The sequence below is a fragment of the Vibrio sp. V15_P4S5T153 genome, assembly GCF_963874485.1.
GTDB classification, from domain to species: Bacteria; Pseudomonadota; Gammaproteobacteria; order Enterobacterales; family Vibrionaceae; genus Vibrio; species Vibrio anguillarum.
Genome location: NZ_CAWNHR010000005.1, coordinates 1 through 16,099, shown reverse-complemented (window position 1 = coordinate 16,099; position 16,099 = coordinate 1). Strand labels below are relative to the sequence as shown.

15 protein-coding genes and 1 pseudogene are annotated in these 16,099 nt (G+C 43.9%); all 16 read right to left on the bottom strand.

Annotated elements, in window-relative coordinates; genetic code table 11:
- Nucleotides 1-610: 610 nt before the first annotated feature.
- Nucleotides 611-1,168, bottom strand: a complete 558-nt coding sequence (locus tag AACT42_RS01140; RefSeq protein ID WP_176432256.1) for a hypothetical protein — start codon at nt 1,166-1,168, stop codon at nt 611-613.
- 12 nt (nt 1,169-1,180) lie between these two features.
- Nucleotides 1,181-2,830, bottom strand: coding sequence for an RHS repeat-associated core domain-containing protein (locus tag AACT42_RS01135; protein ID WP_094183034.1), 1,650 nt, complete (start codon nt 2,828-2,830; stop codon nt 1,181-1,183).
- Nucleotides 2,831-3,441: 611 nt separating this feature from the next.
- Nucleotides 3,442-3,774: a hypothetical protein gene (locus AACT42_RS01130; RefSeq protein WP_094132079.1), complete on the bottom strand. Its 333-nt coding sequence runs from the start codon at nt 3,772-3,774 to the stop codon at nt 3,442-3,444.
- A gap of 14 nt (nt 3,775-3,788) precedes the next feature.
- A complete protein-coding gene (locus AACT42_RS01125) occupies nt 3,789-4,745 on the bottom strand; it encodes an RHS repeat domain-containing protein (RefSeq protein ID WP_254918680.1) in 957 nt (318 codons plus the stop codon).
- A 344-nt stretch (nt 4,746-5,089) separates the two neighbouring features.
- Nucleotides 5,090-5,527, bottom strand: a complete 438-nt coding sequence (locus tag AACT42_RS01120; RefSeq protein ID WP_094131905.1) for an SMI1/KNR4 family protein — start codon at nt 5,525-5,527, stop codon at nt 5,090-5,092.
- Nucleotides 5,528-5,531: 4 nt separating this feature from the next.
- On the bottom strand, nt 5,532-6,440 hold the full coding sequence (locus AACT42_RS01115) for an RHS repeat-associated core domain-containing protein (protein WP_254918679.1): 909 nt from the start codon (nt 6,438-6,440) through the stop codon (nt 5,532-5,534).
- Between the two features lie 129 nt (nt 6,441-6,569).
- Nucleotides 6,570-7,073, bottom strand: coding sequence for an Imm26 family immunity protein (locus AACT42_RS01110; protein WP_094131906.1), 504 nt, complete (start codon nt 7,071-7,073; stop codon nt 6,570-6,572).
- 320 nt (nt 7,074-7,393) lie between these two features.
- Entirely contained in the window at nt 7,394-8,134 is a 741-nt protein-coding gene (locus AACT42_RS01105) for an RHS repeat domain-containing protein (protein ID WP_254918678.1), read from the bottom strand.
- A gap of 486 nt (nt 8,135-8,620) precedes the next feature.
- Nucleotides 8,621-9,208: a hypothetical protein gene (locus AACT42_RS01100; RefSeq protein WP_094183033.1), complete on the bottom strand. Its 588-nt coding sequence runs from the start codon at nt 9,206-9,208 to the stop codon at nt 8,621-8,623.
- A 223-nt stretch (nt 9,209-9,431) separates the two neighbouring features.
- A pseudogene (locus tag AACT42_RS01095) lies at nt 9,432-10,352 on the bottom strand (IS5 family transposase).
- Nucleotides 10,353-10,453: 101 nt separating this feature from the next.
- Nucleotides 10,454-10,894, bottom strand: a complete 441-nt coding sequence (locus tag AACT42_RS01090; RefSeq protein ID WP_094134082.1) for an SMI1/KNR4 family protein — start codon at nt 10,892-10,894, stop codon at nt 10,454-10,456.
- Between the two features lie 8 nt (nt 10,895-10,902).
- Entirely contained in the window at nt 10,903-12,582 is a 1,680-nt protein-coding gene (locus tag AACT42_RS01085) for an RHS repeat-associated core domain-containing protein (protein WP_094183041.1), read from the bottom strand.
- A 569-nt stretch (nt 12,583-13,151) separates the two neighbouring features.
- Nucleotides 13,152-13,622: a hypothetical protein gene (locus AACT42_RS01080; protein ID WP_094183032.1), complete on the bottom strand. Its 471-nt coding sequence runs from the start codon at nt 13,620-13,622 to the stop codon at nt 13,152-13,154.
- Nucleotides 13,623-13,624: 2 nt separating this feature from the next.
- Nucleotides 13,625-14,737, bottom strand: a complete 1,113-nt coding sequence (locus AACT42_RS01075; protein ID WP_254918677.1) for an RHS repeat domain-containing protein — start codon at nt 14,735-14,737, stop codon at nt 13,625-13,627.
- Between the two features lie 118 nt (nt 14,738-14,855).
- Entirely contained in the window at nt 14,856-15,380 is a 525-nt protein-coding gene (locus AACT42_RS01070; RefSeq protein WP_094183031.1) for an Imm26 family immunity protein, read from the bottom strand.
- The coding region (locus AACT42_RS01065) for an RHS repeat-associated core domain-containing protein (RefSeq protein WP_254918676.1) at nt 15,377-16,099 on the bottom strand (723 nt) is incomplete at its 5' end. The genes AACT42_RS01070 and AACT42_RS01065, both read right to left, overlap by 4 nt.

Sequence of the window (16,099 nt, the reverse complement as noted above, 5' to 3'; positions counted from 1 at the left end):
CGTTGATATTCTCTTCCAATAGCAGCCCAGATGGGCTGTAAGCAAAAGATACCCATGCATCACCATTTTCGGTGTAGGTTAAGCGAGAGGCGGCATCATACTGATAGCGGTCGACACGCTTAAGAATTGAAGGGACAAGTGCCCCAACGGATGGAGCGGATATGAGTTGTTAGTACAAAACAGGCGAGGCTCAATTTGAACAAACGTCGTATCCATTTACTTCGATTGGATAGCTAGCTTCCGTCCCCCATCCTTATCATCACATCCTACCCTCAACAAACTATCTGTTTGTTGGGGCTTAGCAATTCCGGCTGTTCATTGTCAGAGAGTAAATCCATGCAAATATCACTAACTACTGCCTAGATTTGGCCACTTACCTATCGCAACAAGGACCAACCAAGACGACGCGCTGTATTAGCATTTGGCCTTTATCGTAGTGCCTGTCCCTATAACGCTGTTATAGTAGCGTCTGTCCTTATTAATTTTATGGTAAGGTTGCCTTCAATATCGTATTCAATAAGAATTGAAGGGACAGATAGCACATAGAATGGTGCCTGTCCTTGTTATTTTAGTCCAGTTTTACTCTTTGTATTTGAACCCAAGTTTACGATTAAGAGACTTCTACCTGATTTGAGAAATCAAACCCAAGCAATCCTGCATCCAAGACACGTTGTTTGAACTTTTCAGTCACATAAACACTACTTATATCCTCTTCAATGCAAAATAAATAATCATCATTTATTTCACTTCTTTTTAACACACATTTACGTATCATTAGACCATTAGGATATTCTTTATATATGGAATTATCTCTATCGAAGCAACCACTCAATGGGTTTGTAGGGTAATAACCATAAAATTTCTTTTTCTCACTCTCAGTAGTAATACAAAGAACTTCACCTCTTGGCCGAAGAATATCACCTAATGTTTCCAGTGCCATTTCACTAAATATAAAGAATGGGCTAAGAAAGCTACAAATATCAAATTGGTAGTTTTTCTTCCCTGTATCGCTTTGTCCTAATGAGACTACAATAGGATTATATTTATCATCAAATCCTTTCCATCTATTCTGTACAGATCGTTGCATTATACTGTTTTGCCCTTCAGGTATTTCTTCAATAAAAACACTGTAGTTGACTGTATCTGACCTTAGTTTATATATTCTCATATTTATAACTTCCTAATTCAATACCGTATACCAACTTGCATTTCGGTCGGCTGAAGAAAGAGTACTTCGCATAGCTGAAAGCTCATCCAATACAGCTTGCTTACCACCTAGAGTATCTGCAATAGTTATTCGGTCATTGACTGATTTTAAGTAGTCGTTAGGATGTCTACCGTTGTGTAGAATACCAGGCATATCACTCGTATTATCTTTATTTGGCAGAAATACACCATTATCTGCACCGTTGATGTCAATATCGTGCTTTTTCAATATATCCCTAGCAGGTTTAGCTCCTTTTGATGTTTCTCCAACAATATGGTGGGCCGCGGAGTTTTTAGGCCTCGGTACCCCCGAATCTTCCATCTTTTTAGCAAGCTCACAACTCGTCAACCCCAACGGGTCAACCCAATCCAGCGGGTTAAACACATACGCTTGTGGCCTTAGTCCTCCCGCGAACCCTATTGGGTCTGGGCTTAGGTACTGGCCACTGTCTGCATCGTAATAGCGATTAACGTTGTAGTAAAGGCCGGATTCACGATCTTCTATTTGCCCTTGGTAACGCAGGTCACAGTAGAGCTCATCATTGTGGGCGTTTTCTCTAAAACCATGATTAGGAAGCGCATTTCGTTGTTGGTAATGGCCCCATAAGGCTTGTTCACCTTGCCAAACGACCTCGCCATTTTCGCTGCACAGCTCCTGTGGCGTGCCTGCATGGTCTGTCACGATATAGTGTAACTGAGACGCTTGGTTGGCCTTATGTGTCACCTGCGCGAGTGGACGGAAGCTCTCTGGCTCGTACAGGTATTCGATTGTCTGAACAACACTGCCATCGGCCGTCTTTTGGCTGTGCTGGACAATGTTTGCCCCATCCCACAAATACTCAGTGATTCGCTGGGAGCTTAAACACTCTTTTGCGATTCGCCTGCCTAACGGGTCATAACGGTAGCGGTACCGCCCACCATCAGGCAGTTCGATATGAGTGAGCCTGTCATCCCCATTCCAAACAAAACGAGTGGTTTTTGGGCGGAAGCCGTCTTGGTATTCGGTTTTCTCGACCACGCGACCACACCTATCGTAGTGATAACGGAATCGCCCCGTATCCAACACACGGCCAGCCTTATCATATTGGCGAGATTGGCGTTTTACTCGTGCATCATCGAGCGAGACAACATTGCTATCGCCATATTCAGTGGCAAAGCCTTGTTGGTTCAGGTTGAGTTCACTGTCGTAACCAAACAGGTGGACAAAGCGGTACTGACTGTCCCAACCCTTTTGCAGGCGTTCGGCTTGAACTTGGCCATTGGCGTTTAGACTGAATCTCGAATTACCGCGTTTGGCATCGTTAATGCCTACGAGCCTGTCTAGGGCATCGTACTGATACTGGCGTAAGCTATCACCATTTCTACCAAGCTGTTGCTCTAGCAGTAACCCTGTTTCACTCCATTGGTGGTGAAGGCTAAACCCCTGCTCTGTAGCGCGAGTTTTCTCATGTCCACTCGGGTGATACGCAAATTGCAGCGGGGTATGCTCGCCTACAGACAGTTGCTGTAATTGGTGCTTCGTCCATTGATATTGTCGCGCGGTTTTGCTGCCTGATGAACCAATATGGCGGCCATGTTCGTCGTATTCATGAACGAACGAGGTGCCGTTGATATTCTCTTCCAATAGCAGCCCAGATGGGCTGTAAGCAAAAGATACCCATGCATCACCATTTTCGGTGTAGGTTAAGCGAGAGGCGGCATCATACTGATAGCGGTCGACACGCTTAAGAATTGAAGGGACAAGTGCCCCAACGGATGGAGCGAATGTAAGTTGTTAGTGCAAAACTCAATTTGAACAAACGTCCCATCTATTGACTTCGACTGGATAGCGAGCTTCAAGTCACCCATTTTTATCAGCACACCCTAAGCTAAACAAACAATCAACTTGTTGGCGCTTGGTAATTTCGGCGGTTCATTGTTAGAGCGTAAATGCGTTCAAATGCCACTGGCTACTACCTAGATTTGGCCACTTGCCTATCGCGATAAGGGCAGCTGTATTAACATGTGGACTTTATAGTAGTGCCTGTCCTTGTTATTTTCTTGCTGTTCATTGTCAGAGCGTAAATCCGTTCAAACATCACTTGCTACTGCCTAGATTTGGTCACTTACCTATCGCGATAAGGACAAACCAAGGCCTCGTGCTGTATAAGCATGTGACCTTTTTAGCAGTGCCTGACCTTGTTATTTTCTTATTTATCTAAGCCATGTATTATAACGCTTTGATAAGATCTCTATCTAACTTAGCTTTTTTGCTTTCCATACCCTTTCCGCAGCCTTGCTCTCTAATCCCATAAACAATTGAGCCAGTTTTCCAACATCTTCTTTTGAAAAAGAATGTTTACTAATCCTCGGAGTTAACTCCCCACTCATTGATTCTATTTTTAAATGATATTTTCTAGATGAGGATAATGCAGGTATCAGACTTACTAATATACCAGCCCCCCTTTCTTTATGTACCATGATAAATTCATGTCCACACCTACAGTTTTGTAGTTCTGGCTCTGTATCTTCTTCCAAGATAAGGAGTGGTTCACAAAACTCACATACATAGCGTCGCCATTCTTTCATAGTGGAGCCTCTAATTAGCTATTCTTGGGATAATATAGATGTACATTATCATTCTCTTTTGTACCTGTAGATTGACTCCAAGCATTAAAGTGGGGCCTGTCATCCCCAAAACCTGAGTGGCCAATACTGTGATCGTGATACCCAGCTATAGGTTTATTATTCTCATCCAACTGCCTCGAGTGTTTGCCAATAACGCGATTAGACATCTCTTGCTGATATGTATTTTTCGAATCTCTATACTCACTACGCGGAATCTTTCTTGCATCTGAACCTAAATCACCCGCTATTTCTGAAGCAGCTTGTTTAGCTGTTTTTTTATTCGAGAACTGATATCTATTTGGGCCGATCTTCTTACCACCATATTTTTGGGCAATATCATCGGGACTTCTAAGAGTAGGACAACCCGCCAACCCCAACGGATCAACCCAATCCAGCGGGTTAAACACGTACGCCTGTGGCCTTAGTCCTCCCGAAAACCCTATCGGGTCTGGGCTCAGGTACTGGCCACTGTCTGCATCGTAATAGCGATTAACGTTGTAGTAAAGGCCGGACTCACGGTCTTCTATTTGCCCTTGGTAACGCAGGTCACAGTAGAGCTCATCATTTTGGGCGTTTTCTCTAAAACCATGATTAGGAAGTGTATTTTGCTGTTGATAATGGCCCCATAAGGCTTGTTCACCTTGCCAAACCACCTCGCCATTTTCACTGCACAGCTCCTGTGGCGTGCCTGCATAGTCTGTCACGATATAGTGTAGCTGAGACGCTTGGTCTGCCTTATGCGTCACTTGCGCGAGTGGGCGGAAGCTCTCTGGCTCGTACAGGTATTCGATTGTCTGAACAACACTGCCATCGGCGGTCTTTTGGCTGTGCTGGACAATGTTTGCCCCATCCCACAAATACTCAGTGATTCGCTGGGTGCTTAAACATTCTTTTGCGACTCGCCTGCCCAACGGAATTGAAGGGACAGACACCACAAAGGATGAGGTAGGTATGAATTGTTAGTACAAAACAGGCGAAGCTCAAGTTGAACAAGCGTCGCATCCATTTACTTCGACTGGATAGCTAACTTCCCGTCACCCATCTATTTCATCACGCCCTAACCTAAGCAAAGAATCAGCTTGTTGGGGCTTGGAAATTCAGGATTTTCATTGTCAGAGCGTAAATCCGTTCAAACATCACTGGCTACTGCCTAGATTTGGCCACTTAGCTATCGCGATAAGGGCCTGTCCTTTTTATTCTGATTTCCTTTCCAAGTCTCACGCTACCGTGATTTTAGTGGGACTTGGATAAGCATAGAGAGTTTTTAACAGCCTTCTTATAGGCTTTCAGGATCATCAACTATTGATTCAACAAACGATTTAAATGATCTCCATACACCGAAGATTTCAGCTTCTTCATGTAATACATAGAAATACACAGTACCAAAATCATTCTTCCGCAAAGATATCGAATAAATACCAGAGCCAGGGTCATAAGCAAAAGGTAACATTTCATATCTACTAAAACCAATAGGTAACGATTCATCTTCAAAGTCATTAAATGACTCAATAATCTCAGATATAGAGTAAAACGAATTAATTGGATAAAGGTTTTTATCATCATGCACAAAAGATGGCTGAGGCTGACCTCCATTATACTTTTTATAAATACTCTTCATTTCTTCTGGCAATTTAGAACCAGAAACTCTCTCTAAATTGAGTATTTCATCATCCGTTGCTGGTGGTAAAAAATATATAAAACTAATTTCATTCATAACATCACCATTTTTTAAAAATATAACTATTTCCTGTATGCGCCTTGTATTGACTCACGCCACCAACATGAGGTATCCCTCTATGAGCACTCTGTTTAACTAATTGCATACTACCTGTATTTGTTACAGAGTCATAATCATCCAAGTGGTGCCAAACATAGCCTCTAGGGGTTGATTTCTGACCTAAAGCCACCATGCTAGCTTGTTCGAAATCTTCGTGATAATTACCTGTGTATTCGATTTTTTGGATTGGATTTACTCCGTTCCTTGTGTATAAGGCGTTACTAGCCGAGTAGTCTAGACCTCCATTATTTGTAACCTCAACCCCAGTGAAGCCCCTTTCTTCTAACTTTTTGAGTGGACACTTCGCCAACCCCAACGGGTCAACCCAATCCAGCGGGTTAAACACATACGCTTGTGGCCTTAACCCGCCCGAAAACCCTATTGGGTCTGGGCTTAGGTACTGGCCACTGTCTGCATCGTAATAGCGATTAACGTTATAGTAAAGGCCGGATTCGCGGTCTTCTATTTGCCCTTGGTAACGCAGGTCAAAGTAGAGCTCATCATTGTGGGAGTTTTCTCTAACACCATGATTAGGAAGTGTATTTTGCTGTTGATAATGGCCCCATAAGGCTTGTTCACCTTGCCAAACCACCTCGCCATTTTCACTGCACAGCTCCTGTGGCGTTCCAGCATGGTCTGTCACGATATAGTGTAGCTGAGACGCTTGGTCTGCCTTGTGCGTCACTTGCGCGAGTGGGCGAAAGCTCTCTGGCTCGTACAGGTACTCGATTTCCTGAATAACACTGCCATCGGCGGTCTTTTGGCTGTGCTGGACAATGTTTGCCCCATCCCACAAATACTCAGTGATTCGTCGGGTGCTTAAACACTCTTTTGCGACTCGCCTGCCCAACGGGTCATAACGGTAGCGTTCTACTGCTTAGATTTGGCCACTTACCTATCGCGACAAGGGCCAACCAAAGCCTCGCGCTGTATTAGCATGTGCTCTTTATAGTAGTGTCTGTCCTTGTTATTTCGTCTCTTATAAACGTCCTAAAGCTTTTAACACTCGCTTTTCTACTTGCATTGATGTCCAAATAATATGTTCTTCAACATCATCAATATCTTGTAAGTTATCAATGTCACTTTCCATATCATTGCACCAGAGCCTGAATTCTCCAGGTATACCAATCAAGAACTGGATGCTACTGTAATTTGAATCAGTTTCTTTGTTATAGTTTTTCGTTTCTCCTACTTTTCTCCATCTCTTTTTAAAAATACCTTCACCAGATATATATATCGGTTTAAATAGCCTTGGGGAGGATACTATTTCATTCATATCGGCCTCTATGCCCCCGACACAATTGAAAATTTCAATTAATATTCCTGATCCTAGATGATCGTCAATAATCCTGAAGAAACAAAACTCTTGTCCCACACCACCAAATTTATAACGACTAAAACTTTTAGCGCTCGACTCCTCATATAAGAACAAAGGAATAAAGTAAACATCTCCAGAATTAACTACTAATTTTTTATTACTCATTTTCATCCACATTTTTGAGGTTTCTTACCATTTATCTCTGCCTGTGCATTTTCATATTCTTTATTAAATGCTTTCCCTCGATCATCAGTTCTTGTTTTATCAAAAGAATTTATTTTATTTCCTCTGTTAGTAGACGAAATATCCTCCCCAATTTTTCCCGTTTTCGTTTCATATTTTTCTATATACGCCTGCTCATAACCACGGGCTTCATCATATCTTAAGTCTCTTTGAAGAACCCTTTGTTGCCCAGTATCTTCATTAAAACGCCCTGATTTAATATGCTGTAGTAATCGTCTATCAGGATCATTTGAAATCCCAATTTAGTAAGGTTCCGAGGCTCCTTGATCAAATAATCCATATACAGAAAAACCGCCTTGATTCAATGGTGTCAACCCCAACGGGTCAACCCAATCCAGAGGGTTAAATACATACGCCTGTGGCCTTAGCCCTCCCGCAAACCCTATAGGGTCTGGGCTTAGGTACTGGCCACTGTCTGCATCGTAATAGCGATTAACGTTGTAGTAAAGGCCGGATTCGCGGTCTTCTATTTGCCCTTGGTAACGCAGGTCACAGTAGAGCTCATCATTCTGGGCGTTTTCTCTAAAACCATGATTAGGAAGCGTATTTCGTTGTTGGTAATGGCCCCATAAGGCTTGTTCACCTTGCCAAACCACCTCGCCATTTTCGCTGCACAGCTCCTGTGGCGTGCCTGCATGGTCTGTCACGATATAGTGCAGTTGAGACGCTTGGTTGGGCTTATGCGTCACTTGCACGAGTGGGCGAAAGCTCTCTGGCTCGTACAGGTATTCGATTGTCTGAACAACACTGCCATCGGCGGTCTTTTGGCTGTGCTGGACAATGTTTGCCCCATCCCACAAATACTCAGTGATTCGCTGGGTGCTCAAACACTCTTTTGCGACTCGCCTGCCTAATGGGTCATAACGGTAGCGGTACCGCCCACCATCAGGCAGTTCGATATGAGTGAGCCTGTCATCCCCATTCCAAACAAAACGAGTGGTTTTTGGGCGGAAGCCGTCTTGGTATTCGGTTTTCTCGACCACGCGACCACATATGTCGTAGTGATAACGGAATCGTCCCGTATCTAATACACGACCCGCCTTATCGTAGTGGCGAGATTGGCGTTTTACTCGTGCATCATCGAGCGAGACTACGATGCGGCATCATACTTGATAGTGGTCGACACGAGTAAGAATTGATGGGACAAGTGACCCAACGGATGGAGCGGATATGAGTTGTTAGTACAAAACAGGCGAAGCTCAACTTGAACAAACGTCGTATCCATTTACTTCGATGGGATAGCTAGCTTCCCTTCCCCCATCTTTATCATCACGCCCTAACCTAAACAAAGAATCAACTTGTTAGCGCTTGGCAATTCCTGCTGTTCATTGTCAGAGCTCAAATCCATTCAAATGTCACTAACTACTGCCTAGATTTGGCCACTTACCTATCGCAACAAGGACCAACCAAGACGACGCGCTGTATAAGCATGTGGCCTTTTTAGCAGCGCCTGTCCTTGTTAATTTCTGTTATTTCCTTAATGATAGAAATTCTTCACATGTCATCCGTTGATAACCCTTAGGTGGCAATGGAAGCTCTGGATAAAGAATTGACTTTTGATTATCCCAATTAACTCCCGTCTCATAGTAAGTGGTTATACGATTACGAATCACTTCTGGTTCCCCCATCATTCCAAGACATTCAAATGAATAGATGATATCTCTATGAGATTCTGGATCTAAACTTGATATAAGAACAGCGATGTTGTTTGAATCGTATACTTCTTCATGTTTAACAAGTCTCAAGCCAAACAAATTTGTCGATGGTCTAACCTCACCAAGGGATAAACTAAGTATAGGTTGAGGGCGCCTATTAACTTTCACTGATGCTGTAAAATCTTTCGAAAATAACTTTAACAACCGACTCACAGCAACCACGATATTAAATAGCACTGTGATATTGTTAAGGTCAACGTCATCCCATGAATCTTCTTTCCTCAAGCAATCAAAAACTTCTAAATGACAATCTTTCCTAATTTGCGCTAGAACATACCCATATTCAGGTACTTGAATGGAGAAAACTGAATCTACGACTAAATCTTTTTTCCTAATAACCATTATCACTAAACTCCTTACTCACATGCTTTAGGTGGTTTATTAATGTGCTCATCTGCTTTGGCTAAATATTCTTCTCGTCTAGGGTTGTTAGGCCCAACGGGATTTTGTTTGTTTGACGTACCTTCTAATCCACCGAGTTTTTCAAACTGACGTTGTTCTAACCCCCTAGGGCTTTGTTGCGTAATTCGATCAGAGGACCAAACTGCCTGAAATTGAGTGATTCTTATACAACACACTGAGTCTCAGGCATACCAAGCCCTGTAAGTTTGTTCAGCGCTTTAATCATGGCGTAAGTTTCACCAACCTGAGCATTGTAGTTTCTCAGACTTAATCGCCCACCTAACAACTGCTTCACTCGATACATTGCTGTCTCTGATAGTGAGCGTTTATGATAGCCGTACCGCTTTTTCCACTTATTGTTGGTGCCGTAGAGCTTCTGGCAACCTACCGCTAAATTTCTAGGGTGACCATTCTCCTAGAAGGCTGCCCCTTCTCTTGGAGGGATGAGTGGAACCGCTCGCTTGAACCGTATGGCATCGTGGCAATCCCTTGTGCCATAAGCGCCATCACCAGATATCTCGATAATTCTTCGGCGTGTTTGCTTGAGCAAGTTAGGAAGGACTTCTGCATCGGTAACATTAGATAAACTCAGTTCTGCTGCGACGATTTCGTGAGTGCTGGTGTCTACCGCTAAATGCAACTTTCTCCAGACTCTACGCTTCCCGTCAGTACCATGCTTCTTGACCTTCCATTCACCTTCACCATAAACCTTGAGACCTGTTGCATCAATGGCTAGGTGCTGTATTACACCTCTAGTCTTTGGTTTAAATGAAACGTCGACTTGCTTAGCTCTTCGACTGATACAACTATAATGTGGACAGACTATAGGGACGTTAGCCAATGAAAAAACAGAATTGATAAACCCTTGCAATGCTCTCAATGGCATTGAGAAAACTCGTTTCACCATAAGCGCAGTGGTAATGGCTAAGTCGCTGAACTGACGAGGTCTACCTCGTTTATCTTGTTTGCTCTGCTTCCACTGGCGAATGGCTTCTTCATCAATCCAGAAAGTGAGTGAACCACGGTTGATTAAGGCTTTGTTGTACTGTTTCCAGTTCGTTGTTTTGTAGCGAGGTTTCAGCATGAGACTAGGATAATTAACTTACTTAGCCGATCAGATCGTAACCTTCTGATTTAGTTCCCTCGAATTACGCAACAAAGCCTCTCTGCGCACATAACGCTCACTTAACGCAATGCGTATAATTTATCTATGAAGCTTCCAAAATTGTACTTTGTGAAATGAATGTTAGAGCCATCCATCGCGTAAATACAGACTTGATCATAGTTAGAGTCCTTGAGGGAAACAAATATGATATTACCACCTTGATCGTGTGCAAATGGCACATACTCCCATTTTTTAAATACCAGCACTTCATCATGGTCTACAATGTCACCGATATCTTCAATTAATCGCTCTATAGGCACTGCGCCATACTTTATTGATTCAAACCCACCTATGGGTAGTCCCCAAAGGCCATTTTCTAGATCTTCCTCTCCCGCCATACCGCCATTAATTCGGAGGTATTGCTTTCGAAATGACAAGGGTAAATCTCTCACAAAAAGACGTTCAAACTCGTTATATTCACTTATATTGATTTCTTTTTCTGGATAAACTAGCTCTACCATATGACCTCTCATAAATAACCAAATGTATATTTTTTACCAGTGGCTTGCCTATATTGACTTGCACCTCCAGTATGCTGTATACCGCGATGCGCATCTTTACGTACTAATTGCATAGTTCCCGTGTTTGTTACAGGATCATAGTCATCAAGGTGATGCCATACATATTCGTTTCCATCCATCCTTGGTGTAGACTTTTGCCCAAAGCCTTTCATGCTAGCCGCTTCAAAGTCTGCATGATAATCGCCTGTGTATTCAATTTTTACAATTGACTCTACGTGAGTATTATCTGGCTTAAGCCTTTCAGGATTGGAATATAATGCATTACTCTCGGAATAATCTAAGCCACCATTATCATTGAGTTTAACCCCAGTAAAGCCCCTTTCTTCTAGCTTTTTGAGTGGACACTTCGCCAACCCCAACGGATCAACCCAATCCAGCGGGTTAAACACATACGCCTGTGGCCTTAACCCCCCCGCCATCCCTATGGGGTCTGGGCTTAGGTACTGGCCACTGTCTGCATCGTAATAGCGATTAACATTGTAGTAAAGGCCGGATTCGCGGTCTTCTATTTGCCCTTGGTAACGCAGGTCACAGTAGAGCTCATCATTTTGGGCGTTTTCTCTAACACCATGATTAGGAAGCGTATTTTTCTGTTGGTAATGGCCCCACAAGGCTTGCTCACCTTGCCAAACGACCTCGCCATTTTCGCTGCACAGCTCCTGTGGCGTGCCTGCATGGTCAGTCACGATATAGTGTAGCTGAGAATCTTGGTTGGCCTTATGCGTCACCTGCGCGAGTGGGCGAAAGCTCTCTGGCTCGTACAGGTATTCAATTTCCTGAATAACACTGCCATCGGCGGTCTTTTGGCTGTGCTGGACAATATTTGCCCCATCCCACAAATACTCAGTGATTCGCTGGGTGCTTAAACACTCTTTTGCGACTCGCCTGCCTAACGGGTCATAACGGTAGCGGTACCGCCCACCATCAGGCAGTTCGATATGAGTGAGCCTGTCATCCCCATTCCAAACAAAACGAGTGGTTTTTGGGCGGAAGCCGTCTTTGTATTCGGTTTTCTCGACCACGCGACCACACATGTCGTAGTGATAACGGAATCGGCCCGTATCTAATACACGACCCGCCTTATCGTAGTGGCGAGATTGGCGTGTGACTCGTGCATCATCGAGCGAGACTACATTGCTATCACCATATTCAGTGGCAAAACCTTGTTGGTTCAGGTTGAGTTCACTGTCGTAACCAAACAGGTGTACAAAGCGTTGCTGACTTTCCCACGTCTTTTGCTGGCGGACGGCTTGAACTTGGCCATTGGCGTTTAGGCTGAATCTGGATTTACCGCGTTTGGCATCGTCAATGCCCACTAACCTGTCTAGGGCATCGTATTGATACTGGCGTAAGCTATCACCATTTCTACCAAGCTGTTGTTGCAACAGTAACCCTGTTTCACTCCATTGATGGTGAAGGCTAAACCCCTGCTCTGTAGCGCGAGTTTGCTCATGCCCACTGGGGTGATACGCAAATTGCAGCGGCGTATGCTCGCCTACAGACAGTTGCTGTAATTGGTGCTTAGCCCATTGATATTGTCGCGCGGTTTTGCTGCCTGATGAACCAATACGGCGGCCATGTTCATCGTATTCATGAATGATAGGTGTGCCATTGAGGTTTTCTTCCAATAGCAGCCTAGAGTGGCTGTAAGCAAAGGATACCCATGCATCATCATTTTCGGTGTAGGTTAAGCGGGATGCCGCGTCGTACTCATACCAAGTTTTACCCAGTGGTTGCTCGTTGTGGTCGAGCGTCACCGCACGCTTAAGAATTGAAGGGACAGACACCACAAAGGATGTCTGAATATCAGCCAGCGAAACTGGCTGGAGGCATGCACTCAGTTGGAGCGTCGCCGCAGTACAGCTGTAGGCTGCCAAGAAAGTGCAAAACAGGCGAAGCTCAATTTGAACAAACGTTGCATCCATTTACTTCGACTGAATAGCTAGCTTCCCATCCCCCATCTTTATCATCACGCCCTAACCTAAACAAAGAAGCAACTTGTTAGCGCTTGGCAATTCCTGCTGTTCATTGTCAGAGCGTAAATCCGTTCAAACGTCACTGGCTACTACACAGTTCTAACCACTTGGCTATCGCAACAAGGACTAACCAAGACCTCGCGCTGTATAAGCATGTGGCCTTTATAGTGGTGCCTGTCCTTGTTATTTTCGTTTTCAATTAAGGGCTAAAGTGTTACATACTAAGCTACTGCGTCAAGCCATTCAGTCAACACCTGATCGAGTGAGTCAAATTCATCAGTTAAAACACCTTGCTCATCATCCCATTCGTAAATTTTTCCACTTTCTTCCCCTAAAGCATAAACTCCGATACCTGCCTGATACATAAAAGGAACAACACTCTCGGGAAAGCTTGGATTCAGTTGATTCACCCAATCTTGAAATTTGGACAAGCTCTCAACTAACTCAACATCTCCAACGCATTTTGGGGTGGATATTGATGCGATCTTAAATGTACTTGAAAACAAGTCGGCACCATCAAAGTCTGTATATACATCTCCAAGAGACTTAAGCGAGTTCATCGTAACTGTATTAGCCTCGGCACTCTTGAACACTGTAGAGTGCTCTCCAGATTGATGCTCTATCTCAAAACGATCGTCACATTCGGTGACATTGCCGGGTCTATTCGCTTTAATCCAATCTAGTAACTTCATCTTCAATTTCCGTTCATATGATTATTTTTGAGTTGGCTGCGATTCAGCAGTGGGCCAGAGGAGCCTGCTTGAGTACCATTAGGGTGATACTTACTGACGTGACCAGCGTTTCCGCCCCTTGAAGGTATGATGTTATCTGCCAAATCTGCCTGGCCAGGGTTTCTTTTAACATCATTTATATGATGCCAACGGGTATCACTTGGGAATTGCCCAGTTTCTGCGATACGCTTCCTTTCAGCAAATGACCATCCACCGTTGTCAGCAGTTCCTGGATGGCCGCTTTTAACAAGATCTCTTTCAGCTGATTTCGCTCTATTAACTCCACGTTGACGGGCATTCTTAATCGCCTTTGCATTGTTTGTAACATCTTCACCCTTCCCTTCATGAGCTTCACCCGCCAAACCCAGCGGGTCGACCCAATCCAGCGGGTTAAATACATACGCCTGCGGCCTTAGTCCTCCCGCAAACCCTATTGGGTCTGGGCTTAGGTACTGGCCACTGTCTGCATCGTAATAGCGATTAACATTGTAGTAAAGGCCGGATTCGCGGTCTTCTATTTGCCCTTGGTAACGCAGGTCACAGTAGAGCTCATCATTGTGGGCGTTTTCTCTAACACCATAATTAGGAAGTGTATTTTGCTGTTGATAATGGCCCCATAAGGCTTGCTCCCCTTGCCAAACCACCTCGCCATTTTCGCTGCACAGCTCCTGTGGCGTGCCTGCATGGTCAGTCACGATATAGTGTAGCTGAGACGCTTGGTTGGCCTTATGCGTCACCTGCGCGAGTGGGCGAAAGCTCTCTGGCTCGTACAGGTATTCAATTTCCTGAATAACACTGCCATCGGCGGTCTTTTGGCTGTGCTGGACAATGTTTGCCCCATCCCACAAATACTCAGTGATTCGCTGGGTGCTCAAACACTCTTTTGCGACTCGCCTGCCTAACGGGTCATAACGGTAGCGGTACCGCCCACCATCGGGCAGCTCTATATGTGTGAGCCTGTCATCTCCATTCCAAACAAAACGGGTGGTTTTGGGTCGGAAACCGTCTTTGTATTCGGTTTTCTCGACCACGCGACCACACCTATCGTAGTGATAACGGAATCGACCCGTATCCAATACACGACCCGCCCCAAAAATTAAAGGGACAGACACCCCGAAGGATGAAGACCTCGCACTGAATTAGCATATGGCCTTTATAGTTGTGCCTGTCCTTGCAATTCTTTTTTACAAGAGATCAAATAATGCTACTTTTAGTCAGCCTACCCATTTCAGATAACATTCCTACAATCCTTGATTCTAACTGACACGCTGCCCACATTTTTCCACGCTCAATTAAACTAATATCCTCATCAGGATCTCTAATTTCATTATTTTGCCAAATCTTAGGACGGTCAAATCCTCCAATGACTAATTTAATCTGACTAAAGTTAGAGTGATATTCACAATCATAGTTTTCCGTCTCATTTATTTTTCTCCACCGTTTCTTGTGTATCCCATCACCTATGATCAATACAGGTTCAAACATCCTACCGCTATCAATAATATATTCAACAGAAGAATTAGCGTCACCAATATAATTAAAAACTTCTACTAAAATTCCGGAACCAATTAAATCCTTTACAATCCGAAGAAAACAAAACACCTGTCCTTCCTCTCCGAACTTATATCTCAAATAGCTTTTATTACTCATATCATGGCTTAAAAATAATGGAACAAAGTAAATGTCCCCAACGTTGACTGTTAATGTTTTCTTACTCATTTTAACTCACATTTTTTAGGTTTCTTACCATTAATTTCCGTCTGAGCATTTTCATATTCTCGCTTAAATGCCTCTCCTCGGTCATCTGTTCTCGTTTTATCAAAAGAATTTATTTTATTTCCTCTATTCTTAGAAGAAATATCCTCTCCTATTGTGCCTGTCTTAGTTCCATACTTTTCAATATATACCTGTTCGTAACCCCGAACTTCAGCGTAACTCAAATTTTCTTGTAGAACTTGCTGCTCTCCAGTCGCTAAATTAAACCGCCCAGTATTGATATGCTCCTCTAACCTCCTTAGTGGATCATTTGAAATCCCAATGTAGTAAGGCTTCGTAGCTCCTTGGTCAAACAAACCATAGACAGAAAATCCGCCTTGATTCAATGGAGTCAACCCCAATGGGTCAACCGAATCCAGCGGGTTAAACACATACGCTTGTGGCCTTAGCCCTCCCGCAAACCCTATTGGGTCTGGGCTTAGGTACTGGCCACTGTCTGCATCGTAATAGCGATTAACATTGTAGTAAAGGCCGGACTCACGGTCTTCTATTTGCCCTTGGTAACGCAGGTCACAGTAGAGCTCATCATTGTGGGCGTTTTCTCTAAAACCATGATTAGGAAGCGTATTTCGTTGTTGATAATGGCCCCATAAGGCTTGTTCACCTTGCCAAACCACCTCGCCATTTTCGCTGCACAGCTCCTGTGGCGTGCCTGCATGGTC

Excerpts from the sequence above, each read along its gene's own strand:
- AACT42_RS01140 (WP_176432256.1), bottom strand. The coding sequence starts at position 1,168 with ATGAGAATATATAAACTAAGGTCAGATACAGTCAACTACAGTGTTTTT.
- AACT42_RS01130 (WP_094132079.1), bottom strand. The coding sequence starts at position 3,774 with ATGAAAGAATGGCGACGCTATGTATGTGAGTTTTGTGAACCACTCCTT.
- AACT42_RS01120 (WP_094131905.1), bottom strand. The coding sequence starts at position 5,527 with ATGAATGAAATTAGTTTTATATATTTTTTACCACCAGCAACGGATGAT.
- AACT42_RS01110 (WP_094131906.1), bottom strand. The coding sequence starts at position 7,073 with ATGAGTAATAAAAAATTAGTAGTTAATTCTGGAGATGTTTACTTTATT.
- AACT42_RS01100 (WP_094183033.1), bottom strand. The coding sequence starts at position 9,208 with ATGGTTATTAGGAAAAAAGATTTAGTCGTAGATTCAGTTTTCTCCATT.
- AACT42_RS01090 (WP_094134082.1), bottom strand. The coding sequence starts at position 10,894 with ATGGTAGAGCTAGTTTATCCAGAAAAAGAAATCAATATAAGTGAATAT.
- AACT42_RS01080 (WP_094183032.1), bottom strand. The coding sequence starts at position 13,622 with ATGAAGTTACTAGATTGGATTAAAGCGAATAGACCCGGCAATGTCACC.
- AACT42_RS01070 (WP_094183031.1), bottom strand. The coding sequence starts at position 15,380 with ATGAGTAAGAAAACATTAACAGTCAACGTTGGGGACATTTACTTTGTT.